A 23,500-nucleotide genomic window follows, 5' to 3' on the forward strand; every position below is an offset into this window, starting at 1 on the left:
TCATTCTGCAAGGCGGAGGAATGAGCCGTAGCGTGCTACGGCGATTGACGACAACGCAGCAGATGAAAACTTATACAAGTTATTTGGCGAAATGTCATTGATACAGTGCACTAGAACCGCACCGGTTTACTTATCATAAATTTTTGTGTTATGCAAAAGGGATTGGGACACGGAAAATAAAACATATCGCCGCTATGAAACGGCCGGATAAATAGTACAGACAGAATAGGAGGGTGTTATGGGAGATGATATGATTACCGAAGGTATGCTCGATATGTTCATCTTTGAAACAGAGCAGGGACTTGAAAACCTCGAAAACATATGTCTTGAAAGTAAGGATGTTGGAGAGTTTGACGAAGACAATGTAAACGAGATATTTCGTATCATGCATACTATAAAGGGATCATCGGCAGTTATGATGTTTCAGAATGTTGCAACACTTGCACATAAACTAGAAGATGTATTTTATTTTATCAGAGAAAGTCATCCTGATGATGTACCACATGACGAGCTTGTCGATGATGTACTTGAAGTATCGGATTTTATAACAGAAGAACTGGAAAAGATAAAAGATGGCGCTGATCCTGACGAAGATCCAGCAGCATTGATAGAGAAACTCGATAAGTTTTTAAAGAAAATTCAAAACAAATCAGATAAAGACGCAGAACAGGTTATAGCTGAAAAACAGGAAAAAGCAAAAGAAAGTGAAAAACCACATTTTTATATTGCACCTGTGGCATCGGATGACAGCAAGTTCTACAATATATATATTACATATTATAAAGAGACTGAGATGGCGAACATAAGAGCATATATGGCTGTCAATTCACTTAAAGGGATTGCGGAGGATATACTTTATACGCCATCTGACATTATCTCAAATCCTGACAGTGCAGATGTTGTTCTTGAATTTGGTTTTAGGATTGCACTTCAGACTACAGAGGGACCACAAACTATAACTGAACTTATAAATTCAAGTGCAGGAATAGAAAACATAGAGATAAAAGAGTGTACCAGTGATGAATTTCTTGATTTTTGTGTGGAGGCTGAGAGTAAACCGGCATCGAGTGCAGGAGATGTTCTCACAGCTCCGGTAGAGAAACCTACGATACTTGTAGACAGCCAGAAGCCGGGCAGTTCGCGGGAAGAAAAAGAAGAAGCTGACAAACAGACAAAGGAAAACGAAACGGATAAGGCAGAGCAGAAGGCAAAGCCAAAGAAAAAGCCAAAGCGTGCTCCGGTCAAGAAAGGTGAAGCACAGAGTTTTATCAGTGTAAATATTAAAAAGATGGATCTTTTGATGGATCTTATCGGAGAGCTTGTTATCGCAGAAGCAGTAGTTTTGCAAAATCCTGACCTTAAAGTGCCGGGACTTGACCTTACAAACTTCCAAAAGTCAGCAGGCCAGCTTTCAAAAATAACATCAGAACTTCAGGATGCCATAATGGCAATGCGTATGATGCCGCTTAAAAATACATTCCAGAAGATGAACAGAATAGTTTATGATACATCCAAAAAGCTTGGCAAAGATATAGAACTTGAGGTTATCGGTGAGGACACTGAGGTTGATAAAAATATTATCGAACATATTTCAGATCCTCTCATGCATCTTATAAGAAATTCTGTTGACCACGGAATTGAGAGTGACGAGGACAGAAAAGCCATCGGAAAGACGGAAAAGGGAAAGGTTGTGCTCGAAGCCAAAAATGAGGGCGGTCAGGTATGGATATCGGTATCAGACAACGGTAAGGGTCTTAAAAAGGATGAAATCCTTGAAAAGGCAAAGGCAAATGGTCTCTTGGGAAACAGAACAGAAAAAGACCTTACAGAAAAAGAAATATTCAATTTCATAACGGTACCGGGCTTTTCTACAAAGAAGAAAGTTACCGAATATTCGGGCAGAGGTGTAGGAATGGATGTTGTTGTTAAGAATATCCAGCAGGTTGGCGGTGTGCTTGACATTGAGAGTGTTGAGGGGCAGGGTTCTACTATGACGATGAAGATTCCTCTCACACTTGCGATAATTGATGGAATAATTTTTTCTGTCGGAGAGACGAATTTTGTTACACCGACGAACTCTGTTACAGAATTTATACGCATTGAGAAAGATAAACTTATAGTAGAACCTGACGGTGAAGAATATGTCATGATAAGGGAGGAATGTTATCCGCTTATCAGATTAAACAGATTTTACCATCTTGATAATGCGGTTGAAGAAATTGATGAAGGAATAGTTATCATACTTAATCATGAGGACAGAAAACTTGCTGTATTTGCTGACAGACTGGCAGGTGAACAGGAGATAGTTGTCAAACCTATACCTTCCTATGTAAAGAAAGTAAAGGGTATATCGGGATGTACGCAGCTTGGTGATGGAAGCATCAGCCTGATACTTGACACAGGCGGACTTGTGATGAATTGATGGAGGTGCAGAATGGATTTAACCGATGGAAAAATGGATATACCTGATGTTATTGTTGAGGACGAAATTCAAAAAGAACAATATATGACATTTAAGTGTTCGGACGAGATATATGGTATTTCAATCAAATATGTAAACGAGATAATCGGCTTATCGCAGATAACAAAAGTACCTGAAACGCAGGATTATCTTATAGGGCTTATAAATCTTAGAGGAAAGATTATACCTGTTATAGATGTAAGGATAAGGTTTGGAAAAGAACCACTTGAATACAATGACAGAACTTGCGTTATAGTTATAGATGTCAAGTCAACAGTCATAGGTCTTATCGTAGATGCGATTGATGAAGTTGCAGCATTTGCTGAAAATGAGATAACTCCTCCGCCAAGCGTCAGCGACCTTGCAATGCAGGCGAAAAAATATGTGTTTGGAATAGGCAGGGTAAACGGCGAGGTTAAGCTTTTACTTGACCCGGACAAGCTTATCAATGACCCGGAGCCTGAAAAGGATGATGAAGCGGAAGATGAAACAGAGGAAGAATAAATAAAAATCAATATAAATGGAGGAAAAAACATATGAAGAATTTGAGTTTGGCTAAAAGGACTTTTATTGGATATGGAGTCGCAGGAATTATTTTGATAGTATTTAGTATTATGGGAATAAATGCACAGAGAACAATAGCCGATAAATATAATACGGTATATGATACATATACACAAAAATGCATTGATATAGGAACTTTTACTAAGAATTATAAAGAACTTGCAAGTCTTTTGTCTGACTATGCATATGCAGCAAATGACGGTATAGATTTGAGTTCACTTTCAAAAGAGATTACGGAATCGTCAGAAACCTGTACAAAAGAGCTTGATGATCTTATAGACTCTATTCCAAAGACGGATGAGAACGGACAGGCTAAAACTTCTCTTGAAAATGTTAAAAAAATATTGAATGACGGAACTGCAGCATTTAAGCAGATAATGACACTTGTATCACAGAAAAAATATACTCAGGCAATGAAGATATACAATGATTCCGTAAAAGCAGTATCAGATGATGTTGACGAGGAAGTTTCAAGCGTATCAAAGTATTTTAGTGATAAGAGTGATGCAGGAAGAAAAAATGTTGAAAAACGAAATGAGCAGTCAAGTGTTGTTTTGAGTATTATAACATTTATATGTCTTGTATTTTTTATCATTATTGCCACTACATATACAAGATTTCTTACAAAACCTATCAAAGCACTTACCGACCTGGCAGAAAAGATTTCAACAGGTGACCTTTCAGGTGATAAGATTGTTGCGACGACAAACGATGAACTTGGAAAAATGATAAACAGCTTTAATAAAGTTGTTGAAAGAATGAAGAGAGAGGTTGCCGTAGCGAATGATGTTGCAGGAGGAAATCTCTCAATGCAGATAAATCCACAGACAACAGCAGATCAGCTTGGTTTTGCATTTAAACTGATGGTTGACTCAAATAATAAGACGCTTGGAAATATTAAAGAATCTGCATATCAGGTAGGTGCAGGAGCACAGCAGGTGGCAATAGCAAGCCAGTCACTTGCACAGGGTTCTACACAGCAGGCAAGTGCAATTGAGCAGGTGACAGCATCAATTACAGAAGTAACATCCAGAACTAAGCAGAATGCAGAGGAAGCAAAAGAAGCTGAAAATCTTGTGAATCAGGCAAAGGATGAGGCATCAGCCGGAACAGATGAGATGAACAGAATGATGTCGGCAATGCAGGATATTACAGAGTCATCAGAAAATATATCAAAGATTATCAAGACGATTGATGATATTGCATTCCAGACGAACATACTTGCACTTAATGCAGCGGTAGAGGCAGCGAGAGCAGGTGAGCATGGCAAGGGATTTGCAGTAGTAGCTGAGGAAGTAAGAAACCTTGCAGCAAAGAGTGCGGCAGCAGCGAGTGAGACAGCAGAAATGATAGAAGATTCTATCGAAAAGACTCAGAACGGTTCAGTTATAGCAAGTGAAACAGCTTCAAAACTTGCAGCCATAGCAGGAAATGTTGAGGAGATAGTCAGGATAGTTGCCAATATCGCAGAGTCCTCAACTGAGCAGGCAACAGCACTCAGTCAGATAGACGAGGCTATCGGACAGGTCTCATCTGTCATTCAGAATAATTCTGCTACAAGCGAACAGTGTGCAGCCGCAAGTGAACAGTTGTCAAATCAGGCTCAGAACCTTAAGGTGCTTCTTGGAAATTATAAACTTAAAAATAATCCGGGAATGACAGGCACAGATTATGGCAGTCAGTCAGGAAATATAGGTACAAACACAGGTATGGCAAAAAAAATAGATTCATTTGGAGTTTCAAATAGTGCAGGATTTAACAACAGTGCACACCGCATACCTGATGCTTCAGAGTTTGCAGGACAGAGCAGCTACAGTGAAAATGAGAATATTATATCATTAGAAGATAATGGTTATAGTAAATATTGATTGACCGTACACTAATCATAAATATATAATATTTGAAATAATTTATTCATTAAGTAAATAAAGAAAATTCCTCAAAACACCCGTAATGCTTATTTTACGGGTGTTTTGTTGCTGATAAAAATGACATAAAAACTTTTTTTGTCAATAAAAAAGATAATATGAGAAAATTTGTTAATTAGAAACACTTGACTATAGGTTAAATACATGATAAAAATTAGTTGTTGCAGGTATAAAGTTATTTTTATACCATAACAAATATAATTTATACATTTTATCAATATACAGGAGGAAATTATCGTGGTAGAGATGAAAGAATGGGATGGCTTTGAAGGAAGACTCTGGAAAGAGGAAATCAATGTCAGACAGTTTATTCAGGACAACTATACACCATATGAAGGTGATGAATCATTCCTTGAGGGACCTACTGAGGCTACAGATAAGCTTTGGGGAGCACTTCAGAAACTTCAGAAAGAAGAGAGAGCAAAAGGCGGAGTGCTTGATATGGATACAAAAATCGTATCTTCGATTACTTCACATGATGCGGGATATATAGATGAGTCGTTAAAGGACTTAGAGAAAGTAGTAGGACTTCAGACAGATAAACCTCTCAAGCGTGCATTTATGCCTTATGGCGGTATCAAGATGGCAGTTCAGGCTTGCGAGACATACGGATATGAAGTAGACCCTGAGATTAAAAAGATTTTCACGGTATATCACAAAACTCATAATACTGCTGTATTTGATGCATATACACCTGAAATGCTTAAGGCGCGTCACAATAAGATAATGACAGGACTTCCTGATACATACGGTCGTGGTCGTATCGTAGGTGATTACAGACGAGTTGCGCTTTATGGTATCGACTTCCTTATTGAAGAGAAGAAGAAAGACAAGCTCAAATGTGGAAGCGGAAGCATGAAAGGCGAAGTTATCCGTCTTAGAGAAGAAATCGCAGAACAGATTCGTGCCCTTGAAAACATGAAGAAAATGGCTGAGATTTACGGATTTGATATTTCTGAGCCGGCAAAGAACGCAAAAGAAGCAATCCAGTGGATTTACTTCGGATACCTTGCAGCGATCAAGACACAGAACGGTGCAGCAATGTCAGTAGGCCGTGTGTCAACATTCATTGATATTTATATTGAGAGAGATATGAAGAAAGGCATCCTTACAGAGAAAGAAGCACAGGAGCTTATCGATCATATGACAATGAAGTTCAGAATGGTTAAATTTGCAAGAATCCCATCATATAATGAACTTTTCTCAGGTGATCCTGTATGGGCTACACTTGATGTTGCGGGAACCGGTGTTGACGGACGCTCAATGGTAACAAAGACTGATTACCGTTTTCTTCATACACTTGAGAATATGGGACCTGCTCCTGAGCCAAACCTTACGGTATTTTATTCATCAAAACTTCCTGACAACTTTAAGAGATATGCAGCTAAGATTTCCATCACAACAAGCTCTATCCAGTATGAGAACGATGATGCAATGAAGCCTGTATGGGGCGATGATTACGCTATCTGCTGCTGTGTATCAGCAACACAGACAGGTAAGGAAATGCAGTTCTTTGGGGCAAGAGCAAACCTTGCTAAGTGTCTCCTTTATGCTATCAACGGCGGTATTGATGAAAAGACAGGCGACCAGGTAGGACCTAAGTACAGACCTATCACATCTGAGTACCTTGACTATGATGAGGTAATGGAAAGATATGATGATATGATGGACTGGCTTGCAGACCTTTATGTAAATACGCTTAACCTTATTCAGTATATGCATGATAAATATTATTATGAGGCAGCAGAGCTTGCACTTATGGATACAGACTTAAAGAGAACATTTGCAACAGGTATCGCAGGATTTTCTCATGTAATTGACTCGCTTTCAGCTATCAAATATGCAAAGGTTAAGGTTATCCGTGATGAGAACGGACTTGCAAAAGATTATGAGATAGAGGGAGATTTCCCTAGATACGGAAATGATGATGACAGAGCAGATGAGATTGGTGTATGGCTTCTTGGGACATTCATGGATAAGATTAAGAAGCATCACACATACAGACGCTCAGAGCCTACAACATCAATTCTTACAATCACATCAAATGTAGTTTACGGAAAAGCAACAGGTTCAATGCCTGACGGAAGAAAAGCCGGAGAGCCTTTATCACCTGGAGCAAACCCAAGCTACGGTGCAGAAAAGAGTGGACTTTTAGCTTCGCTTAACTCACTCACAAAACTTCCATATGAGTGGGCACTTGATGGAATTTCAAATACACAGACAATCAATCCGGGAGCACTCGGAAACGAGGATGGCGAGCGTGTGACAAACCTTGTTCAGGTAATGGATGGTTACTTCGACCAGGGAGCACATCACCTCAATGTCAATGTATTCGGTAAAGAAAAGCTTATCGACGCTATGGAGCATCCTGAGAAAGAGGAGTATGCAAACTTCACAATACGTGTATCAGGATATGCAGTTAAGTTCATTGACCTTACAAGAGAGCAGCAGCTCGATGTAATCGCAAGAACCTGCCATGACCATATGTAAGAAGCAGCGAAATTAATAATCAGATAATAGATAATAACTCCCCGTTTCCGCCGAGAAGGCGTTGGCGGGGAGTTTGTGGCTGTGCACACTCGGCACAAACTTGATATAAAAATGTGTGCAGAAATGGAGATTATTATGTTAGAAAATAAACAGATATATGCAAGAGTTCATTCAATAGAAAGTTTTGGCTCGGCAGACGGACCAGGAGTAAGATTTCTTGTCTTTTTACAGGGTTGCAATATGCGTTGTAAATATTGCCATAACCCTGATACATGGAAACTTCCGGGGGATGACTATGATAATTTAAAGACGCCGGAGGAACTTTTAAAACAGGCTAAAAGATACAAAAGTTATTGGGGAAAGACCGGCGGTATCACGGTAAGCGGCGGCGAAGCACTTTTACAGATAGATTTTCTTATCGAATTTTTTAAGCTTGCAAAGCAGGACAAAATTCATACAACACTCGATACCGCCGGAAATCCGTTTACAAGAGAGCCGGAGTTTTTCGACAAGTTCAATGAACTTTTAAAATACACAGATTTATTTATGCTCGACATAAAACATATAGATGATGAGGAGCATAAAAAACTTACGGGATTTACAAATAAAAATATACTTGATATGGCTGAGTATCTTTCGGAGCAGGGAAAAGATATGTGGATAAGACATGTTCTTGTTCCAGGGATAAATGATGATGAGAAATACTTAAAAAGACTTTATGAATTTATCTCAAAATTAAAGACAGTCAAAAAAGTTGAGATACTTCCTTATCATACGCTTGGTGTATTTAAATGGAAAGAACTCGGTTACAAGTACAGCCTTGAGGATGTCGAGCCGCCTACAAAAGAGCAGGTGGAGAGGGCAAAGGAGATACTTCATATTAAATAGAAGATGTATTGTGGGATTGGAAAATGGTTAATTGCAGATGTTTTTCACATGGTGTAAAAGCATATAAAGAAATGAGGTTAAAATGAATAAAGATAAAAGACCAAAGATCGTTTTTATGGAGGCACAGTCACTTGGTGATGACATGGATCTGTCTGCTTTTGATAAGCTCGGTGATGTTACTGTATATGATGTAGATACTCCGGCTGAAAATGCAGTCCGTATCAAGGACGCGGATATTGCGGTTATGAATAAGATTAAGATGGATGAGTCTATTTTAAAGGATGCAAAAAATCTTAAACTTATCTGTATCACGGCTACAGGAACTGACCCAATTGATGTTCCTTATATAAAGAAGCGTGGAATTGCGGCTTCTAATGTTGTCGGCTATTCTACGGAGGCAGTGGTGCAGCATACCTTTTCGCTGCTTTTTTATCTGTGGGAAAAGTCGAGATTTTATGATGATTATGTAAAGAGAGGTGAGTACGAGAGACAGGTCGGCTTCGGCTGTTTTCCAGAGAAGTTTCATGAGCTTGCAGGTAAGACATGGGGCATTATCGGTCTTGGCAGGATTGGCAGGCGTGTTGCTGACATTGCAAAAGCATTTGGGTGTGAAGTTATATATTATTCAACTTCGGGAAAAAACAGTAACAGCGATTACAGACAGGTTTCGTTTGATGAACTGCTTTTAAGATCTGATATAGTGTCAATTCATGCACCGCTAAATGATGTGACAAGTAAACTTATGAATGAGAGTGCATTTAAGAAGATGAAAAAAGATGCGGTACTTTTAAATCTCGGCAGAGGTGGTATTATAGACGATGAAGCATTGGCAGAGGCTATAGAGAATGACGAGATAGGAGCTGTAGGACTTGATGTTTTAAACGGAGAACCAATAAAGCACGACAATCCTTTAAACAGAATTCTTGACAGAAGCAATGTTTATATAACACCGCATATCGCATGGGCAGCAGTAGAAGCGAGAAAACGCTGTGTGAAGGAAGTTTATAAGAATATTGAGTCATTCCTTAACGGTGAGGTGAGAAATTCGGTTTATGATATTTAGGTAAATTTACTGATATGATTTGCAAAATATATAAAAAATGAGATTTAATCAGATATTTATGCTTTTTTTTAGAGAAAAACTTTAAAATTTTACAAAAACGCTTTGTTTTTTTACATTAAATAAAAAAAACAAATCATATGCTATATTAAATATAGAAAGTAAATGTTTAATAGTTATTACATTGAAAGATAATGTATAATTAAAAAAGTGTGAAACGGCGAGGAGAAAAAACAACTTTTAAGTCATCTGTAAATGGACCAGTATTTACATGGGTTTCATCATTGTCTAAAAAGTAAGGAGTGGAAGGATTTCATGAAAAAAGGAAAAATTTTTGCAATATGCATTGTGGTTTGCCTTATCTTAATTTTTGCAGTCTATAGTAACAGAAAGGTAAAGGGAGTAAAACTTTTTGGTTTTGCAAAGCCTGAGAAAATGACGATAGAAATGGAGATTGGTTCTGTAAGAAATAAAGTCATGGCAGATAAGGACAAAGAAAAGTTTATTTCATACCTTAATAATGCCGGCTATAAAAAAGTAAAAAGTGAATTGATTGAGGGGGTCAGTGTACTTTATATAAAAAGTAAAGACAAAAAATGGCAGATTGGGATTGCCGGGTCAAAAGTATTTTATAATGGAAAATGTTATGAGATGGATAGAGAGGTTATTAACGATTTAAGAGAACTGGCAGGGTTTTAAACGCAGATAGAGAAAAGCTAATATCTGATTTACCTGAAAATGAGTGTTGCCGGATAATGTAAGTGTGAGCAGAAATAAAAAGCCTTACATCTTTAAATTCTTACAAAAACGCTTTGTTTTTTTACATCCTGCATAAAAATGCAATGAAATATGTTATTATTTTCATTGTAAATAGGTGTATTTTTGCCGGGAGTAGTTAGTTATAAGATTACCGTAGTATTGCAGATGTGATAAACGGTAATGATATAAATTGCGGCAGAAAGGAGGAAAAATGCAGGATGTTTGACAGTGATGAAATTTCCGAGAGACTTACAAATCGTCTTATAAGAAAAAAAACGGCTGAGTTGGGCGAGATTGAAGAGTATCAGCGGAGAATCAAAAAGACGATAATATATTTGAGAAATTTTATCATTGTATTTATCATCATAGTTGTGATTATTGTTTTGTGTCTGAAAGTGTTGTGAGAAGGTAGCAGAGTGGATTTAGGATATCCGATTGAATGTTTACACTATGTATTGTTGACGGCAAAAATTTCATACATGGTGTAGTATTTGGTATGGATGATAATAATTTTTGGTTCGTGAAGATAGGAGAAAAGGGTTAAGGTTGATATAAATAAATTACGATGTCTTGTGCAAAAGATGTTTTGTATCATGCATCATAAATTATAAAAGTATAATATTTTATATGACTCAAACTTCGCACTTGAATAAGTGCCTATACACCTTGAAAATTCGATAATAATTGGCAAAAATATAGCATGAAACCGTCTGGTTTTAATATAATTGAGTTGCTAAAAACAATAATACTTCCGGAGGCTCATGCTATGAATAAAAGTATAACACAAGCAACTCAAAATGATAAGCAGATTTCAAAATCTATATAAAGATTTTTTGCGAGATTTCATGTTTCTTCTGCTTTGAAAGCATCCAATGCCTACAAAAAGAAAGGGGTTCCAGTAATGGAAATTTTCCAGTATTTGTTTCTGCTGATTTTTCCTAACAGAAGCATGTACATGAACCTGATTATAGGACGAAATACGCCTGATTTTGCGAAGGATACTGTATATCGTTTTATGAAAATGATTCAGATTAACTGGATCCGTTTCACAACAACACTTTCAGCCCGGATCATCAGGGATGCCATTCTTCCTTTAGATTCTGAGGAATGTGCAAATGTTCTTATCATTGAATATTCCATGTTTGAGCGTAACCGCTCAAAAAAGGTTGAACTCCTTGCCAAAGTCTATGACCATGCAAAACATAAATATCGCTTTGGTTTTCGAATGCTTACATTAGGCTGGTCGGACGTAAATCTGGATGAGAACGAAATCGTCCGGATCTATGGAAAACGTTGGGACATAGAGGTATTCTTCAAGGTGTGCAAAAGTTACCTTAATCTCAGCAGAGAATGCAACTCTCTTTCCTATGATGCAATGACCACACATACTGCGGTTGTTTTTACACGATACATGATGTTGTCGCTGGAAAGCAGGGAATCCAATGATAATCGTTCTCTGGGCGAGCTTTTTTATACTTTTCAGATGAAATGTCCGATATCACATGGATACAGGCATTTCAAATGCTGCTTCAAATGTTCAGAACAATGCTTACGGAAAATACCGAATTGTCAGAAGAGAAAATCAGCGAATTGGTGGATGCATTTATAAATGCACTTCCGGTCATTTTGAAAACAAAACTGCAAGCTGCATAAAGTTTGAACATTGACAATTGAATAACTACCAGATATTGAATTTTCAAGGTGCATAGCTAAAATTTATGTGCGAAGTTTGAGGTACTAATACAAGAAAGGAGAAATAATGTATCAAGATACATTATATATTAAATTATGAAAGAAAGATTGAATTCAAAAAAAGGGAAGTATCTGAAAAGTTTATTTTTTGTTGCAATGTTTGTATCTATTGCGTATATGGTAGGTTTGATAGCAGAGGCAAAAGGTATTAAACTCAGTTACGATATGGTAAAGCAACAAAAAACAAATTGGTGTTGGGCTGCATCGGCAGAAAATTCTGTTAGATACGAAATGAAAAATCCGAGAACGCAAAAGAGTGCGGTAAATAAAATAAAGGGAACAACAAGAGATGCTTATCCCAATGTGGGAGGGACATTATCAGATATTAAAAAAGCTGCTGTATATATTAGTCGAAATACAGAATCTTATTTTAATTCATCATTGTCTCGCTCCAGTGTAAAATCGTTTGATTTTCTTAAAAAGGAGGTAAGTAGCGGAAATGTAACAATATTAGTAGCAGGCTATTACAATGGTTCTACGAGAACCGGTGGTCATGCTGTTACGATGATTGGATATGATATAACTGGTGGAAAAAATTATCTGCAGATTTATGATCCATGGGATGGGACAATAAATAAATGTACATATAGTAATTTTAAATCAGGTTTTGGCAATAGGCAGTATGATGGTACTGTTTGGAATCAGGAATAATTTGAGGAGTGATGGTAATGAATAATATAGCTAATAGATCTTTTGTTATTTTTTGTATTTTATTTTTTCTTGTAAATATGTGTTTAAATGTTGAGTATGTATCGGCAAAAAATGATGAGTATCAATATGATATTCAAGATGAAAATAAAAAAGAAAATATTTCTTATGAAGGTGTAAAAGAAAACATGGAGGAAGTTATTGATGATCAAGAAAGTGTAAAGAGTCAAGAGCAAATTGTAGAAGTTGACTTTAGAATTAAAAATTATAATGACGAAGAAGCATATACGGAGTATATTTTATCTGATTTGCCGATTACAAAATATGCAGAATGTAAATCATATAAGGATCTTTTGTCAAAAGATTGTAGAGTTAAAGTACCATATATAACAAATGATAATCAAAAAGGAGTTGCTGTATTAGAAAAAGGCTCCGATGAAGATTATGAATTACAGGAAGAAATCATTTTAAACGATGCAAAACATGTCTTTGTTTCTCCTAAAAAAGTTGAAGAAATAATAAATAATGCAACAAAAGAAAATGTAAAAGAAGTTAAATACACATATTCTAATAGATATTTTATGACATTAGTATTTGTTATAACAGAACAAAATGAGTATTTGATACCATTTATGTCACAGGAAATTAACAATATAAAAAATGGAACATTATATAAAGTGAGTGATTTTTTTGAGCATATGAGTAATATATATAATGAAGAATATGTAATGGAAAATCTTAAAGAAAACGGGGGTGTGCCATATAAAACAGATAATTATAGTAAAACTCATATATATGGGTTTGTTTTAGCTATTATAGTTCTTTTCTCCTCATTGATTGGAGTTAATATTTTAAAAAGGGAAGAGGTGGAATTGGAATATGAAAATTAGGAAAAGTGTTACTAAAGGAATAGTATTCGTTTTAGTCTTTTTTTCATTTTTTTTGTTTCAAGGTTGTGGTAATTTGGGTAAAGAGAATGTAGATTCAAGTAATAATTTGATACAGGAAAACTCAAAGGAGGTTTTGGTATCTAGTTCTCATGTACCAAATTCTTCAACTAAAAAGGAAAATTCACTTTTGTATTTTTCAAATGATGTTTCTGTAGTTAAAGTATTACATAGTAACGGTGGTGGTCAAAAAAGTTGGAATATGGATAAAAAGGATATTCCACAATTTAGGGAGTGGGTATTATCTTTGCAATTTAAACATCAAAATTTTGAAAAAGGTGAATCACCTGGGGATTCTAATGGTGGAGATGCTTATAACTTTCGTATTTCCAACGATGCGCAATTGAATTTCACTTATATTGATATCGGTAACAATAACCATTATATAGAATTTGAAGGAAAATGGTATCTTATTACTACTCATGAGAGAATACCAGATTTTTTATATAATGACTAAGACTTTTCATGCCAATAAATTGTGTTAAAACTTGAAAAATTAATATTACAAGCAATAAAAAAGGCATAAATCTATTCTTTTTGGTATAATGGAATTGAATTATAAACCAACAATGTTCTTTCGGAATCTTGAGTAATCATGCCAGCAAAAATTTTAGTAACCGATCTGGCTGGGTATTGTGGAATATGTGCGAGGTCATTAGAAAGACATTTTGGAGAGTATTATGGTATGTCAGTTGCAAAATATATTATGCAGCTTAAATTAAAAGAAGCGTCGTATCTGCTTGCAAATACGGATATGAGCCTGGCTGATATAAGTAATCAGCTTTCGTTTTCATCACAGAGTCATTTAAATAATAATTTCAAACTGTGCACATAAATTTTAGCTATGCACCTTGAAAATTCAATACCTGGCAGTTATTCAGTTGTCAATGTTCTTCAGATTTTACGCAGCTTGCAGTTGCGTTTTCAGCATGACTGGAAGTGTACTCATAAATGCATCCACTAATTCAGTGATTTATTCATCTGAAAGCTCGGTGTTATCTGTCAGCATTGTTCTGAACATTTGAAGCAGCATTTGAAAAGCCTGTATCCATGTGATATCAGACATTTCATCTGAAAAATATAGAAAGAGTTCACCTAGTGAGCGGTTATCGTTGCATTCCCTGCTTTCCAGTGACAACATCATATATCGTGTGAAAACAACTGCGGTATGCGCAGTGATTGTATCATAGGAAAGAGAATTGCATTCTCTGCTCAAGTTAAGGTAGCTTTTGCATACCTTGAAAAATACCTCTATATCCCAGCGTTTCCCATAAATTCGGATGATTTCATTCTCATCCAGATTTACATCTGTGGAAATGAGGCAGAGATATTCCTTGCGTTTGTTGCGATTGCAGACATAAACTACTTTTGCCGGAATGGTTTCACCATATTTTACAACATCAACCATTACAGAAAGCAGATATCTTGATCTTCCACGTCTCTTTTTATTCTTGTTGTAGATAGAAGTCAGAGACATATCTTTGCCATTGTAGTGAAAGAACATCTTTGGTGTTTTCTTGACCATACCGATTACATCGTAGCCCATATTTTTTACTGCATGAAGCGTGCTCGGTGATGAAAACCAACTGTCGAAAAGAACATATTTTGCAGGAATTGCAGCTTTTTTAGCAATATCCAGAAGCGTAAGCATTGCATGGGTTCCTTTTTCCATGGACAGCTTTCTTCGTTTGTAGCCGACAGTCCTTTTGTCTACTTCTGTTGCTTCATTGATACGGTTTTTCCTGTTTTCTGTGGAAAGAAGAACGCTGTTGACCGGCAGGAATGTACTTCCATCTGACCATCCTAATGTAAGCATACGAAATCCAAAGAGGTATTTATGCTTTGCGTGGTCATAGACTTTGGCAAGGAGTTCAACCTTTTTTGAACGGTTACGCTCAAAAAAGGAATCATCAATGATGAGAACCTTTGCACGCTCCTCAGAATCTAAAGGAAGAATGGCATCCTTGATGATTCGGGCTGAAAGAATCGTCGTGAAGCGGATCCAGTTAATCTGAATCATTTTCATAAAGCGATATACAGTATCCTTTGCAAAATCAGGAGTGTTGCGTCCGATGATCAGGTTCATATACATGCTTCTGTTAGAAAATATCAGTAGGAACAGATACTGGAAAATCTCCATTACGGAAAAGCCTTTCTTTTTATAGGCATTGGATGCCTTCAAAACTGAGGAAACATGAAATCTTGTAAAAAATCTTTTGATAGATTTTGAAATCTGCTTATCATTTTGAGTTGCTTGTGTTATACTTTTATTCATAGCATGAGCCTCCGGAAGTATTATTGTTTTTAGCAACTCAATTATACCAAAACCAGATGGTTTCATGCTATTTTTATGCCAGTTATTATTGAATTTTCAAGGTGCATAGGCACTTATTCAAGTGCGAAGTTTGAGTTATATGAAATAAATCAGAATGTTTCAGGTTGCACAAAATATGTGGATATCAGATATAAATCATTTTGACTTAGTTTATATATGATGTTATACTTTTTTTGACATATTTTTGACAAACGGTAATAGAAATGGAGTACAATGTGATAAAGATTGCTATATGTGACGATGAACCACAGTTTTGTTCCGATTTAGAGCGGACACTTATTAAAATATTAGATAAAAAATGTATAGAATATGATATTGATGTTTTTTATTCTGGGGTAGAACTTTGTGAAAAAATAGAAACAGGTGAGCTGCCATATTGCTATGATATGCTGTTTCTTGATATTCAACTTCCCAATATGAACGGTGTCGATATTGGAAGATATATAAGGCAGCAGCTTAAAAATCAAATAGTTCAGATAGTTTATGTTTCTTCGCAGAGAGAGTATGCTATGGAACTTTTTGATTTCAGACCGCTTAATTTTCTTATAAAACCCATAGATGAGAGTGCCATATTAAATGTCGTAGAACAGTTTGAGGAAATAAACGAAAAGGATAATTATTTATTCAGATTTAAAAAAGGCCGTGATTTTTATAAAATTCCGATAAGCAAAATTTTATATTTTGAACGAAAGGGAAGGAAAATTTATGTTCATTTGCAAAATGAAGAATATGATTATTATGATTCTCTCGAACTAATATATGAAAATCTGAAACAGTATGATTTTTTATTGATTCATAAATCATATCTTATTAATTATCGTTTTGTAAAGATAATGTCATATGATCATGTTGTTTTGGTTGATGGTACACAGATACCGATAAGTCAGGCAAAAAGAGAGCAGATAAGAAAAGAATTCATGAAGATAGAGGGAAGATAATGGATAAGATATGGTATATACTAACTTACTTAATTGTAAATGCACTGGATTTGGGTGTTACGGCAAAGTATATGGATTTTTTTCTAGGAAAACTGAAAGTGCAAAAAAACAGAGCAAGGATTACATATATTTTATGTTACATTATAGGCAGTTTGCAGTATATTTTATTTCCGATTCCGCTGGTTAACGGAATTACATCGTTTATTATATTATATTTTATTGCGGAATGTTATGAGAAAAAGTTAAACAGAATAATGTCAACAATAGTGCTGGTTTTTATGTTTCCACTTATGTGTGAATTGGTACTTGGACTCATAACAGATGGAGGCAACAGAAATATGACTCAAAATGGATATTTTGGGGAAACATACCAGCTTATTTGTCTTAGTATAATGCAGATATTATTATGTTGTGTTGTGACCAGCTTTAAAAATGTTAATTCAAAATTGCAGCTTCCAATAGGATTTAATATATCTATAATCTTAGTGATTTTACTGATATATTGCATGGAATTAATGATTTATATGAGCAAAGATGTAAGCCAAAATATAAAAATAATATCAGTATTTTTGTCATTGTTTATACTTATGCTTATAATGTATATGTATGATTTGATGTCCGGAAGTTATATAAAGAGTATCCATACAAAAATGATGGAGCGTGAAAATATATATTCTGCAAAACAGGCTGAGGTTTTACGGAAGAATAGTGATAGTATTAGAAAAATCAGGCACGATATGAATAATCATCTCTATGTGCTTGAATCATTGATTGATGAAGATGGCGAAAATGTTGAGGCAAAAAAGTATATTGAACAGATGATAGGTAAGATTAACCAGGCGAAAATGTATTGTGATAGTGGGAATGTGCAGCTAGACAGTATTGTAAATTACAAATTGAGTGAAGCAGCAGAGAAAGATATAAACATTGAATTAATTACAAAACTGCCTGAAATAATTGAGGCTGACATGGGAGATATGGTGACTGTACTTGGAAATATACTTGATAATGCCATAGAAGCTGCACAGATTCCTGATAAAGACAGATATATAAAACTTGATATTAAATATAAGTCGGGAGCAATGTTTATAACTTTGAAAAATAGTTATGATGGCAGAATAAATGCTAAGAATGGTGTTTTAAAGACAATAAAAAGCAATAAGATAGAGCATGGAATCGGATTAAACAGCGTACAGGAGGTTGTACAAAAATATAATGGGGAAGTCGAGATGGAGTATGATGATAGGGAGTTTTGCATAATGATTGTTCTTTATATGAATAATTATTGTTAAAAAGGCATATATAAAATTTTTATTATGTGTGATATACTTTTTTTGATATTGTCAGTGAGCTGTACTTTGCCGGCCGCCGCAGGCAGGTTAAAGAGACAGACTTAAAAGGGAATGCAGTGAGATGCTGCAGCAGCCCCCGCTACTGTAAGAAGGATGATTTTTTGTGCATGGTATAAAGACTTTATCAATATACAAGTAGTGCTATGAGCAGGTAGCATGATATGTTATGAAGAGTTTTATGCTTTGTTTAAAGCCACTGTGAAAAGACTATAGCCAGACAAATTCATGGGAAGGTAAAAAATCAGTTGAGTTCGAGCCAGGAGACCTGCTGACAAGGAGATTTTAGCTACCTTGCTTATCAGGTCTACTTCGGTGGGAAGTATCAGAGCGGATAGTGTTTTTTTGTTATGCAAAGACAAAAAGAAATCTCCGATTGGGGATTTTTTATTTTGTCTTTTTTTAATGTTATAGGAAGTTTTGCAAATATTTATCATATGTGTGTTTGTCAGGAAAAAACAGTACATGAATATGGATTAGTAAGCAAACAAGAATGGAGATTTATATGAAGAATTATAGAAAATTTCTCATTCCTATAGTTTTAGTGGTTTTGTTAGTGCTTGGTGTTTCAAGGCTTGATATACAGTCGGTTAAAAATCATGATATGGCAGATGACAATATTGTTGCCGAAGAAAGCGATAAATCATCTGACAATGATACCTCGTCTGAGATTAAAGAGGATGAGAACAGCTTGCAGCAGGATGATAAAAATGATATAGGGCGAAGTGGGGATAAGACAGATAGTGGCGATATTGCAAGTGATGAAAAAGAAGAGGGGAAGAATTTAAAAAAGAAAAATACTTCTAAAAAAGATGCCCTAAAAAATGGAAGTTCAGGTGAGAGTAAGAAATCTAAAAAAGAAAGCGGTTTAAAAAATAAAAGTAATACCAGGAATGACAAAAGTATTTCCGCAAATAAAAATACGGAAAAAAAGAGTAATGTATCAGAAAAAAATACAAATAAAAAGAACACAACAAGGAAAAATAAGACAAATAAGGATGCTGCAAAGAAAAACACATCTGATAAGAATACAAAAAAAGATAATACTTCTGTATCAGATAAAAATTCAACCGATGAAAAAGATGATAAAAATTATATCAAATGTGATGTGACGATTGATTGTACTATTCTTCTTTCAAATATGGATAAACTAAATAAAAATGCGAGAAAATATGTGCCCGACAGCGGAAAGCTGCTTGATAAAACAAGTATTAAAATAAAAAAAGGTTCTTCGGCATATGATGTGCTGACAGCGGTATGCAAGCTAAAAAAGATTGCATATGATGCTGAATACTCACCAATTTACAAAACTTCATATGTAAAGGGGATTGGTTATCTATATGAAAAGATGGCAGGTGATATGAGCGGCTGGCTTTATCTTGTTGATGGAGTTACGCCAAATGTAGGGTCATCGGCTTATAAACTGAAAGGTGGAGAGCATATAGAATGGACTTACACCTGCAGCGGCAGGGCGGGAAGTTGATAATATATAGATTTTTTACATTTAAGATTTGTATATGTGCACACTTGACACAAATTTTATAAAAAACATATGCAGAAATGAGGATTAGTATGGTGAAAAAAGGATTGTTAAGAGAATTGCACCCGGCAGTAAGTATGTTTTATTTTATCATGCTGCTTATAATGACAATGTTTACACTAAATCCCGTGATAATAACAGTGTCATTTGTGATGGCATTGTTTGGAGTATTAAGGCATAAAGGAACAGGAGCACTAAAAATGACAGCAATGTTATTTGTTCCGATAATGTTATTTTCAGTGATAATACTTCCAATTTTTAACCACAACGGAGTAACGCCTCTGTTTTATGTAAACGATATGGCAGTAACATTAGAAAATATCATATATGGATTGTTTATGACAATAATGCTCATGGCGGTGTCACTGTGGTTTGTAACGGCAGGATGCATGACAGACTCAGAAAAAATACTATATATAACAGGAAAAATATCACCTAAAATTTCACTTGTAATCTCAATGGTGCTGCGTTTCATACCGATGATGATAAAAAGATGGCGGGAGATACATGAAGCACAGATAGGAATGTTATGTACACAAAATACGGGGATGATACCCAAAGCAAAGCAATTCACAAAAGAATTGTCAATTCTCATATCGTGGAGTCTTGAAAACTCCATAGACACATCTGTATCAATGGAATCAAGAGGATACGGAACAGGCAGAAGAAGCAGTTACCACAGATTTAGGATAAAAAAGAGGGATATAATATTCATGATTGCATTTATAGCCATATCTGTATTGATAATATACACATTGTGCACGGGAAGATTTGAAACATACTACTTTCCGGAAATTGAAATAAAAAAAGCAGATGCGGTGGCAGTATCGGCGGTCATATTCCAGTGTATATATATGTGTGCAGCACTTATATGATATAAAATGAATGTAAATTTTAAAGTAAAAAATATATGCTTGTGAAACTATCGCAACATATATGCTGCACAAAATTTAATAATATGTAATGAGTTTCGCAATTGCCTAGAGTTTATAAACTAGGAAAGGAGGTCACAATGCTTAAATTTGATAATGTCTCATTCAGATACCCCAATCAGTCCCAAAATGCAATAACAGATATCTCTTTCGAGATAAAAAAAGGCGAGTTTGTTTTGCTCTGCGGGGACTCAGGCTGTGGCAAGACTACGCTGTTAAGGCACGCAAAGAAAAATCAGATACCGACAGGGCATGGCAGCGGAAAAATGTATTTTGACGGGAAAGACATAGAGTTTATGGACGACCGGGAGAGTGCCGCATTGATAGGATATGTCGGGCAAAGCCCTGACGGACAGATAGTGACGGACAAGGTCTGGCATGAGCTTGCCTTTGGACTTGAGAGTCTTTCATTTGACAGGGAAACAATGTACAGACGGATTGCTGAAATGTCAGAGTATCTTGGGATAAGCGGCTGGTATGAAAAAAAGACTGATGAATTGTCGGGAGGCCAGAAACAGATATTAAATCTTGCGTCCGTTATGGTAATGCATCCCAAAATACTGATACTCGATGAACCTACATCGCAGCTTGATCCCGTTGCAAGTGAGAGATTTTTGCAGAACATATTCAGATTGAACAGGGATTTTGGTGTGACGATACTCATATGTGAGCAGAGAGTACATGAAGTTATTCACATGGCAGACCGTGTCATGCTAATGAAAGACACAAGAGTTATCGGATTTGATGATGTGAGAACGATAGTGCATCAAATGAAAGAAAAATCCAGCAAGGTCTATGAAGCACTTCCGGGTTATATGAAACTTTGGAGTGAGTATGGTAAAATGGGAAAACTGCCATTGACGATAAGAGAAGCAAAATTGTGGATAGAGGACATAAAAAACGATATATCTGTTAAAATAAATGCTCACAATAAAATATCTGAAAAAGAAATGACAGACGATAGGGAATGTATGAATAATACTGCGGTGAAAACTAAAGCTGAGGCGGTGGTAAAAAACAAATCTGAACAGGACGGTATCAGACCGCATAAAAAGTCTGAAAATGACAGAAAAATAAAAGATATATTAATATCAGCAGAAAATTTAAGTTTTTCATACGGAAAAAATGAGGTTTTAAAGGATTTTTCGATAGACATAACAGGTGGAAAAATTTATGCGGTTATGGGCGGAAACGGCTCTGGAAAGACAACAGCATTAAAAATACTTGCAGGCATTTACAAAAAGAAAGGCGGCAGGATTAAAAAGCTAAAAGATTTAAGAAGTGTATATCTGCCGCAAAATCCGCAGACCGTATTTACTGAGATAACTGTTTATGATGAACTGCTTGAGGTATTTAAAAGCCACAGGGATTTATATGAGGGAGCACAGTTTGTTGACAATAATATAAAAGGAATGCTTGAAAAAATGGAATTGTCACAAAAAAAAGACTCGCATCCGTTTGATTTAAGTGTTGGACAGCAGCAGAGACTTGCAATAGGAAAAGTATTGCTGCTAAAACCTGATGTTTTGATGCTTGATGAGCCGACAAAGGGAATTGACGGGGAGTTTAAGAAAAAGCTTGCCGTGATGTTTGATGAAATGAAAAGAGCAGGGATTGCCGTTGTGATTGTGTCGCATGATATTGATTTCTGTGCGGAAAATGCAGATGAATGTGGGCTTTTATTTGATGGGGAACTTACAAAAATGCAGACGGCTGAAGAATTTTTCAGGCAGAATTATTTTTATACGACAGACATATGCAGGATATTTTCAGATATTTATGATGAGCAGGCAGATTTGTATGGATTTGTGACGGATGACAGAAAGTCAGATATAAACCGAAATAAGATTTACAAAAAAACAGATGTGCAGCAGATGGAGAGTAAACGGATATGTTTACCGGTAAATTACAGACAGGCGGTGGAATTATTTGAGAAATAAATATGTAAGTCGCAGAAATTATGATGAGGAAAAGATAAAAAAGAACATATTAAAAAGAAAAATATCCGTATGGCTTGTAATAATAATCCTGATACCGACTTTGCTTTATATATCCAGTTATGTATTAAGACAGAAACATTATCTGTTTATAAGTATGTTTATGCTTGTAGCAGTTATGCTGCCGTTCTTTGTAAGTTTTGAATACAAGGCAATAAGGGCAAGGGAGATAGTTCTTTTTGCGATGATGGTATCTTTCTGTGTGTCATTTAATCTCTTATGTGCACATACAATTCCACTGCATGGTGGAAGTGCGGTGGTAGTTTTATCGGGGATAGCGTTAGGACCTGAAGCCGGATTTCTGACGGGTGCACTTGGGAGATTTATATGCAATTTTTTTGACGGCCATGGGCCGTGGACACCGTGGCAGATGGTATCATGGGGTCTGATAGGTTTTATAAGCGGAGTTGTATTTGTGAGATATGACTTAAGAGAAAAGAAAGATTTAAAAAACAACAGCTCGTTTATAACATTAATCGCGAGTGTAATATTGTTTGAAGTGACGGGGTATCTCTTTGTAGTGTTTACCGGCAGGGATATGGCAGACACAAAAGGCATAATGCTTTATATATTTGGTCTTGCAGGACTTATAACAGGCGGTCTTTTGCTGCGGAAAAGACTAAAAACAGACAGTATAGTTATGGCAGTATTTACATTTTTAGTGATATTTATAATATATGGAGGCATAATGAATTTTGCGGCACTTATAATGCAAAGTTCATATACAAAAGGTACAGGGATAAGCCTTGCCGCATTGAAGGCACTTTATATAACGGGAGTGCCATATGATATAATGCACGCGGCAACAGCGGCATTATGTGTATTTTTAATAGGAGAACCATTCCTTAAAAAAATAGAAAGGGTTCAGATAAAATACGGGATATACCGTATGTAAAAAACATATTTATGGAG

20 protein-coding genes and 1 riboswitch are annotated in these 23,500 nt (G+C 35.8%); of the genes, 19 read left to right on the top strand and 1 reads right to left on the bottom strand.

Annotated elements, in window-relative coordinates:
* The first annotated feature begins 238 nt into the window (after positions 1 to 238).
* The 13 genes from DW721_RS08090 (at position 239) to DW721_RS08150 (ending at position 14,332) form a co-directional block, all read left to right on the top strand.
* Positions 239 to 2,422 (top strand): chemotaxis protein CheA, encoded by a 2,184-nt coding sequence (locus DW721_RS08090; RefSeq protein WP_118745430.1) that lies wholly within the window; start codon positions 239 to 241, stop codon positions 2,420 to 2,422.
* A 12-nt stretch (positions 2,423 to 2,434) separates the two neighbouring features.
* Positions 2,435 to 2,965, top strand: coding sequence for a chemotaxis protein CheW (locus tag DW721_RS08095; RefSeq protein WP_022013355.1), 531 nt, complete (start codon positions 2,435 to 2,437; stop codon positions 2,963 to 2,965).
* A 32-nt stretch (positions 2,966 to 2,997) separates the two neighbouring features.
* On the top strand, positions 2,998 to 4,893 hold the full coding sequence (locus DW721_RS08100; protein ID WP_118745431.1) for a methyl-accepting chemotaxis protein: 1,896 nt from the start codon (positions 2,998 to 3,000) through the stop codon (positions 4,891 to 4,893).
* 297 nt (positions 4,894 to 5,190) lie between these two features.
* Positions 5,191 to 7,443, top strand: a complete 2,253-nt coding sequence (gene pflB / locus DW721_RS08105) for a formate C-acetyltransferase (RefSeq protein ID WP_118745432.1) — start codon at positions 5,191 to 5,193, stop codon at positions 7,441 to 7,443.
* A gap of 135 nt (positions 7,444 to 7,578) precedes the next feature.
* On the top strand, positions 7,579 to 8,331 hold the full coding sequence (pflA, locus tag DW721_RS08110; protein ID WP_118745475.1) for a pyruvate formate-lyase-activating protein: 753 nt from the start codon (positions 7,579 to 7,581) through the stop codon (positions 8,329 to 8,331).
* Positions 8,332 to 8,413: 82 nt separating this feature from the next.
* Positions 8,414 to 9,394 carry a D-2-hydroxyacid dehydrogenase gene (locus DW721_RS08115; RefSeq protein WP_118745433.1) on the top strand — a complete coding sequence of 327 codons (981 nt, stop codon included), beginning with the start codon at positions 8,414 to 8,416 and terminating at the stop codon, positions 9,392 to 9,394.
* Positions 9,395 to 9,706: 312 nt separating this feature from the next.
* Complete coding sequence (locus tag DW721_RS08120) at positions 9,707 to 10,090, top strand: hypothetical protein (protein ID WP_118745434.1); 384 nt, start codon at positions 9,707 to 9,709, stop codon at positions 10,088 to 10,090.
* A gap of 278 nt (positions 10,091 to 10,368) precedes the next feature.
* Entirely contained in the window at positions 10,369 to 10,554 is a 186-nt protein-coding gene (locus DW721_RS08125; protein ID WP_118745435.1) for a hypothetical protein, read from the top strand.
* Positions 10,555 to 11,105: 551 nt separating this feature from the next.
* On the top strand, positions 11,106 to 11,759 hold the full coding sequence (locus DW721_RS08130) for a hypothetical protein (RefSeq protein WP_207665615.1): 654 nt from the start codon (positions 11,106 to 11,108) through the stop codon (positions 11,757 to 11,759).
* 191 nt (positions 11,760 to 11,950) lie between these two features.
* A complete protein-coding gene (locus DW721_RS08135) occupies positions 11,951 to 12,553 on the top strand; it encodes a C39 family peptidase (RefSeq protein WP_182436268.1) in 603 nt (200 codons plus the stop codon).
* Between the two features lie 17 nt (positions 12,554 to 12,570).
* On the top strand, positions 12,571 to 13,440 hold the full coding sequence (locus DW721_RS08140) for a hypothetical protein (RefSeq protein ID WP_118745436.1): 870 nt from the start codon (positions 12,571 to 12,573) through the stop codon (positions 13,438 to 13,440).
* Positions 13,430 to 13,954 (top strand): hypothetical protein, encoded by a 525-nt coding sequence (locus DW721_RS08145; protein WP_118745437.1) that lies wholly within the window; start codon positions 13,430 to 13,432, stop codon positions 13,952 to 13,954. The genes DW721_RS08140 and DW721_RS08145 overlap by 11 nt, the downstream gene beginning before the upstream one ends.
* Before the next feature lie 138 nt (positions 13,955 to 14,092).
* Complete coding sequence (locus DW721_RS08150; protein ID WP_118745438.1) at positions 14,093 to 14,332, top strand: helix-turn-helix transcriptional regulator; 240 nt, start codon at positions 14,093 to 14,095, stop codon at positions 14,330 to 14,332.
* A gap of 138 nt (positions 14,333 to 14,470) precedes the next feature.
* Here the strand turns inward: DW721_RS08150 and DW721_RS08155 are convergent, their stop codons facing one another.
* Positions 14,471 to 15,772 (bottom strand): transposase, encoded by a 1,302-nt coding sequence (locus DW721_RS08155; protein WP_243035973.1) that lies wholly within the window; start codon positions 15,770 to 15,772, stop codon positions 14,471 to 14,473.
* Between the two features lie 275 nt (positions 15,773 to 16,047).
* Between DW721_RS08155 and DW721_RS08160 the strand changes: the two genes are divergently transcribed.
* The 6 genes from DW721_RS08160 (at position 16,048) to DW721_RS08185 (ending at position 23,483) form a co-directional block, all read left to right on the top strand.
* Positions 16,048 to 16,770, top strand: coding sequence for a LytTR family DNA-binding domain-containing protein (locus tag DW721_RS08160; protein ID WP_022013423.1), 723 nt, complete (start codon positions 16,048 to 16,050; stop codon positions 16,768 to 16,770).
* Entirely contained in the window at positions 16,770 to 18,062 is a 1,293-nt protein-coding gene (locus DW721_RS08165; RefSeq protein ID WP_118745439.1) for a sensor histidine kinase, read from the top strand. The genes DW721_RS08160 and DW721_RS08165 overlap by 1 nt, the downstream gene beginning before the upstream one ends.
* Positions 18,063 to 18,115: 53 nt before the next feature.
* A riboswitch (cobalamin riboswitch) is annotated at positions 18,116 to 18,410 on the top strand.
* 214 nt (positions 18,411 to 18,624) lie between these two features.
* Entirely contained in the window at positions 18,625 to 19,602 is a 978-nt protein-coding gene (locus DW721_RS08170; RefSeq protein WP_182436269.1) for a DUF4430 domain-containing protein, read from the top strand.
* A gap of 89 nt (positions 19,603 to 19,691) precedes the next feature.
* Positions 19,692 to 20,534 (top strand): energy-coupling factor transporter transmembrane component T, encoded by an 843-nt coding sequence (locus DW721_RS08175; protein ID WP_182436270.1) that lies wholly within the window; start codon positions 19,692 to 19,694, stop codon positions 20,532 to 20,534.
* Between the two features lie 137 nt (positions 20,535 to 20,671).
* Positions 20,672 to 22,531, top strand: coding sequence for an ABC transporter ATP-binding protein (locus DW721_RS08180; protein ID WP_118745442.1), 1,860 nt, complete (start codon positions 20,672 to 20,674; stop codon positions 22,529 to 22,531).
* The gene (locus DW721_RS08185) at positions 22,521 to 23,483 is read left to right on the top strand and encodes an ECF transporter S component (RefSeq protein ID WP_118745443.1); all 963 of its coding nucleotides are present in this window, start codon (positions 22,521 to 22,523) and stop codon (positions 23,481 to 23,483) included. Before DW721_RS08180 ends, DW721_RS08185 begins: the two co-directional genes overlap by 11 nt.
* Positions 23,484 to 23,500 lie beyond the last annotated feature (17 nt).

The organism is Clostridium sp. AM27-31LB (assembly GCF_003480745.1).
Taxonomy (GTDB): Bacteria; Bacillota; Clostridia; order Lachnospirales; family Lachnospiraceae; genus Butyribacter; species Butyribacter intestini.

Coding starts and splice junctions, on each gene's coding strand:
- DW721_RS08150 (WP_118745438.1), top strand. CDS start 14,093: ATGCCAGCAAAAATTTTAGTAACCGATCTGGCTGGGTATTGTGGAATA.
- DW721_RS08155 (WP_243035973.1), bottom strand. CDS start 15,772: ATGAATAAAAGTATAACACAAGCAACTCAAAATGATAAGCAGATTTCA.
- pflA (WP_118745475.1), top strand. CDS start 7,579: ATGTTAGAAAATAAACAGATATATGCAAGAGTTCATTCAATAGAAAGT.
- DW721_RS08125 (WP_118745435.1), top strand. CDS start 10,369: ATGTTTGACAGTGATGAAATTTCCGAGAGACTTACAAATCGTCTTATA.
- DW721_RS08180 (WP_118745442.1), top strand. CDS start 20,672: ATGCTTAAATTTGATAATGTCTCATTCAGATACCCCAATCAGTCCCAA.
- DW721_RS08140 (WP_118745436.1), top strand. CDS start 12,571: ATGAATAATATAGCTAATAGATCTTTTGTTATTTTTTGTATTTTATTT.
- DW721_RS08170 (WP_182436269.1), top strand. CDS start 18,625: ATGAAGAATTATAGAAAATTTCTCATTCCTATAGTTTTAGTGGTTTTG.
- DW721_RS08100 (WP_118745431.1), top strand. CDS start 2,998: ATGAAGAATTTGAGTTTGGCTAAAAGGACTTTTATTGGATATGGAGTC.
- DW721_RS08145 (WP_118745437.1), top strand. CDS start 13,430: ATGAAAATTAGGAAAAGTGTTACTAAAGGAATAGTATTCGTTTTAGTC.
- DW721_RS08120 (WP_118745434.1), top strand. CDS start 9,707: ATGAAAAAAGGAAAAATTTTTGCAATATGCATTGTGGTTTGCCTTATC.
- DW721_RS08130 (WP_207665615.1), top strand. CDS start 11,106: ATGAACCTGATTATAGGACGAAATACGCCTGATTTTGCGAAGGATACT.
- DW721_RS08165 (WP_118745439.1), top strand. CDS start 16,770: ATGGATAAGATATGGTATATACTAACTTACTTAATTGTAAATGCACTG.
- DW721_RS08095 (WP_022013355.1), top strand. CDS start 2,435: ATGGATTTAACCGATGGAAAAATGGATATACCTGATGTTATTGTTGAG.
- DW721_RS08115 (WP_118745433.1), top strand. CDS start 8,414: ATGAATAAAGATAAAAGACCAAAGATCGTTTTTATGGAGGCACAGTCA.
- DW721_RS08090 (WP_118745430.1), top strand. CDS start 239: ATGGGAGATGATATGATTACCGAAGGTATGCTCGATATGTTCATCTTT.
- DW721_RS08175 (WP_182436270.1), top strand. CDS start 19,692: ATGGTGAAAAAAGGATTGTTAAGAGAATTGCACCCGGCAGTAAGTATG.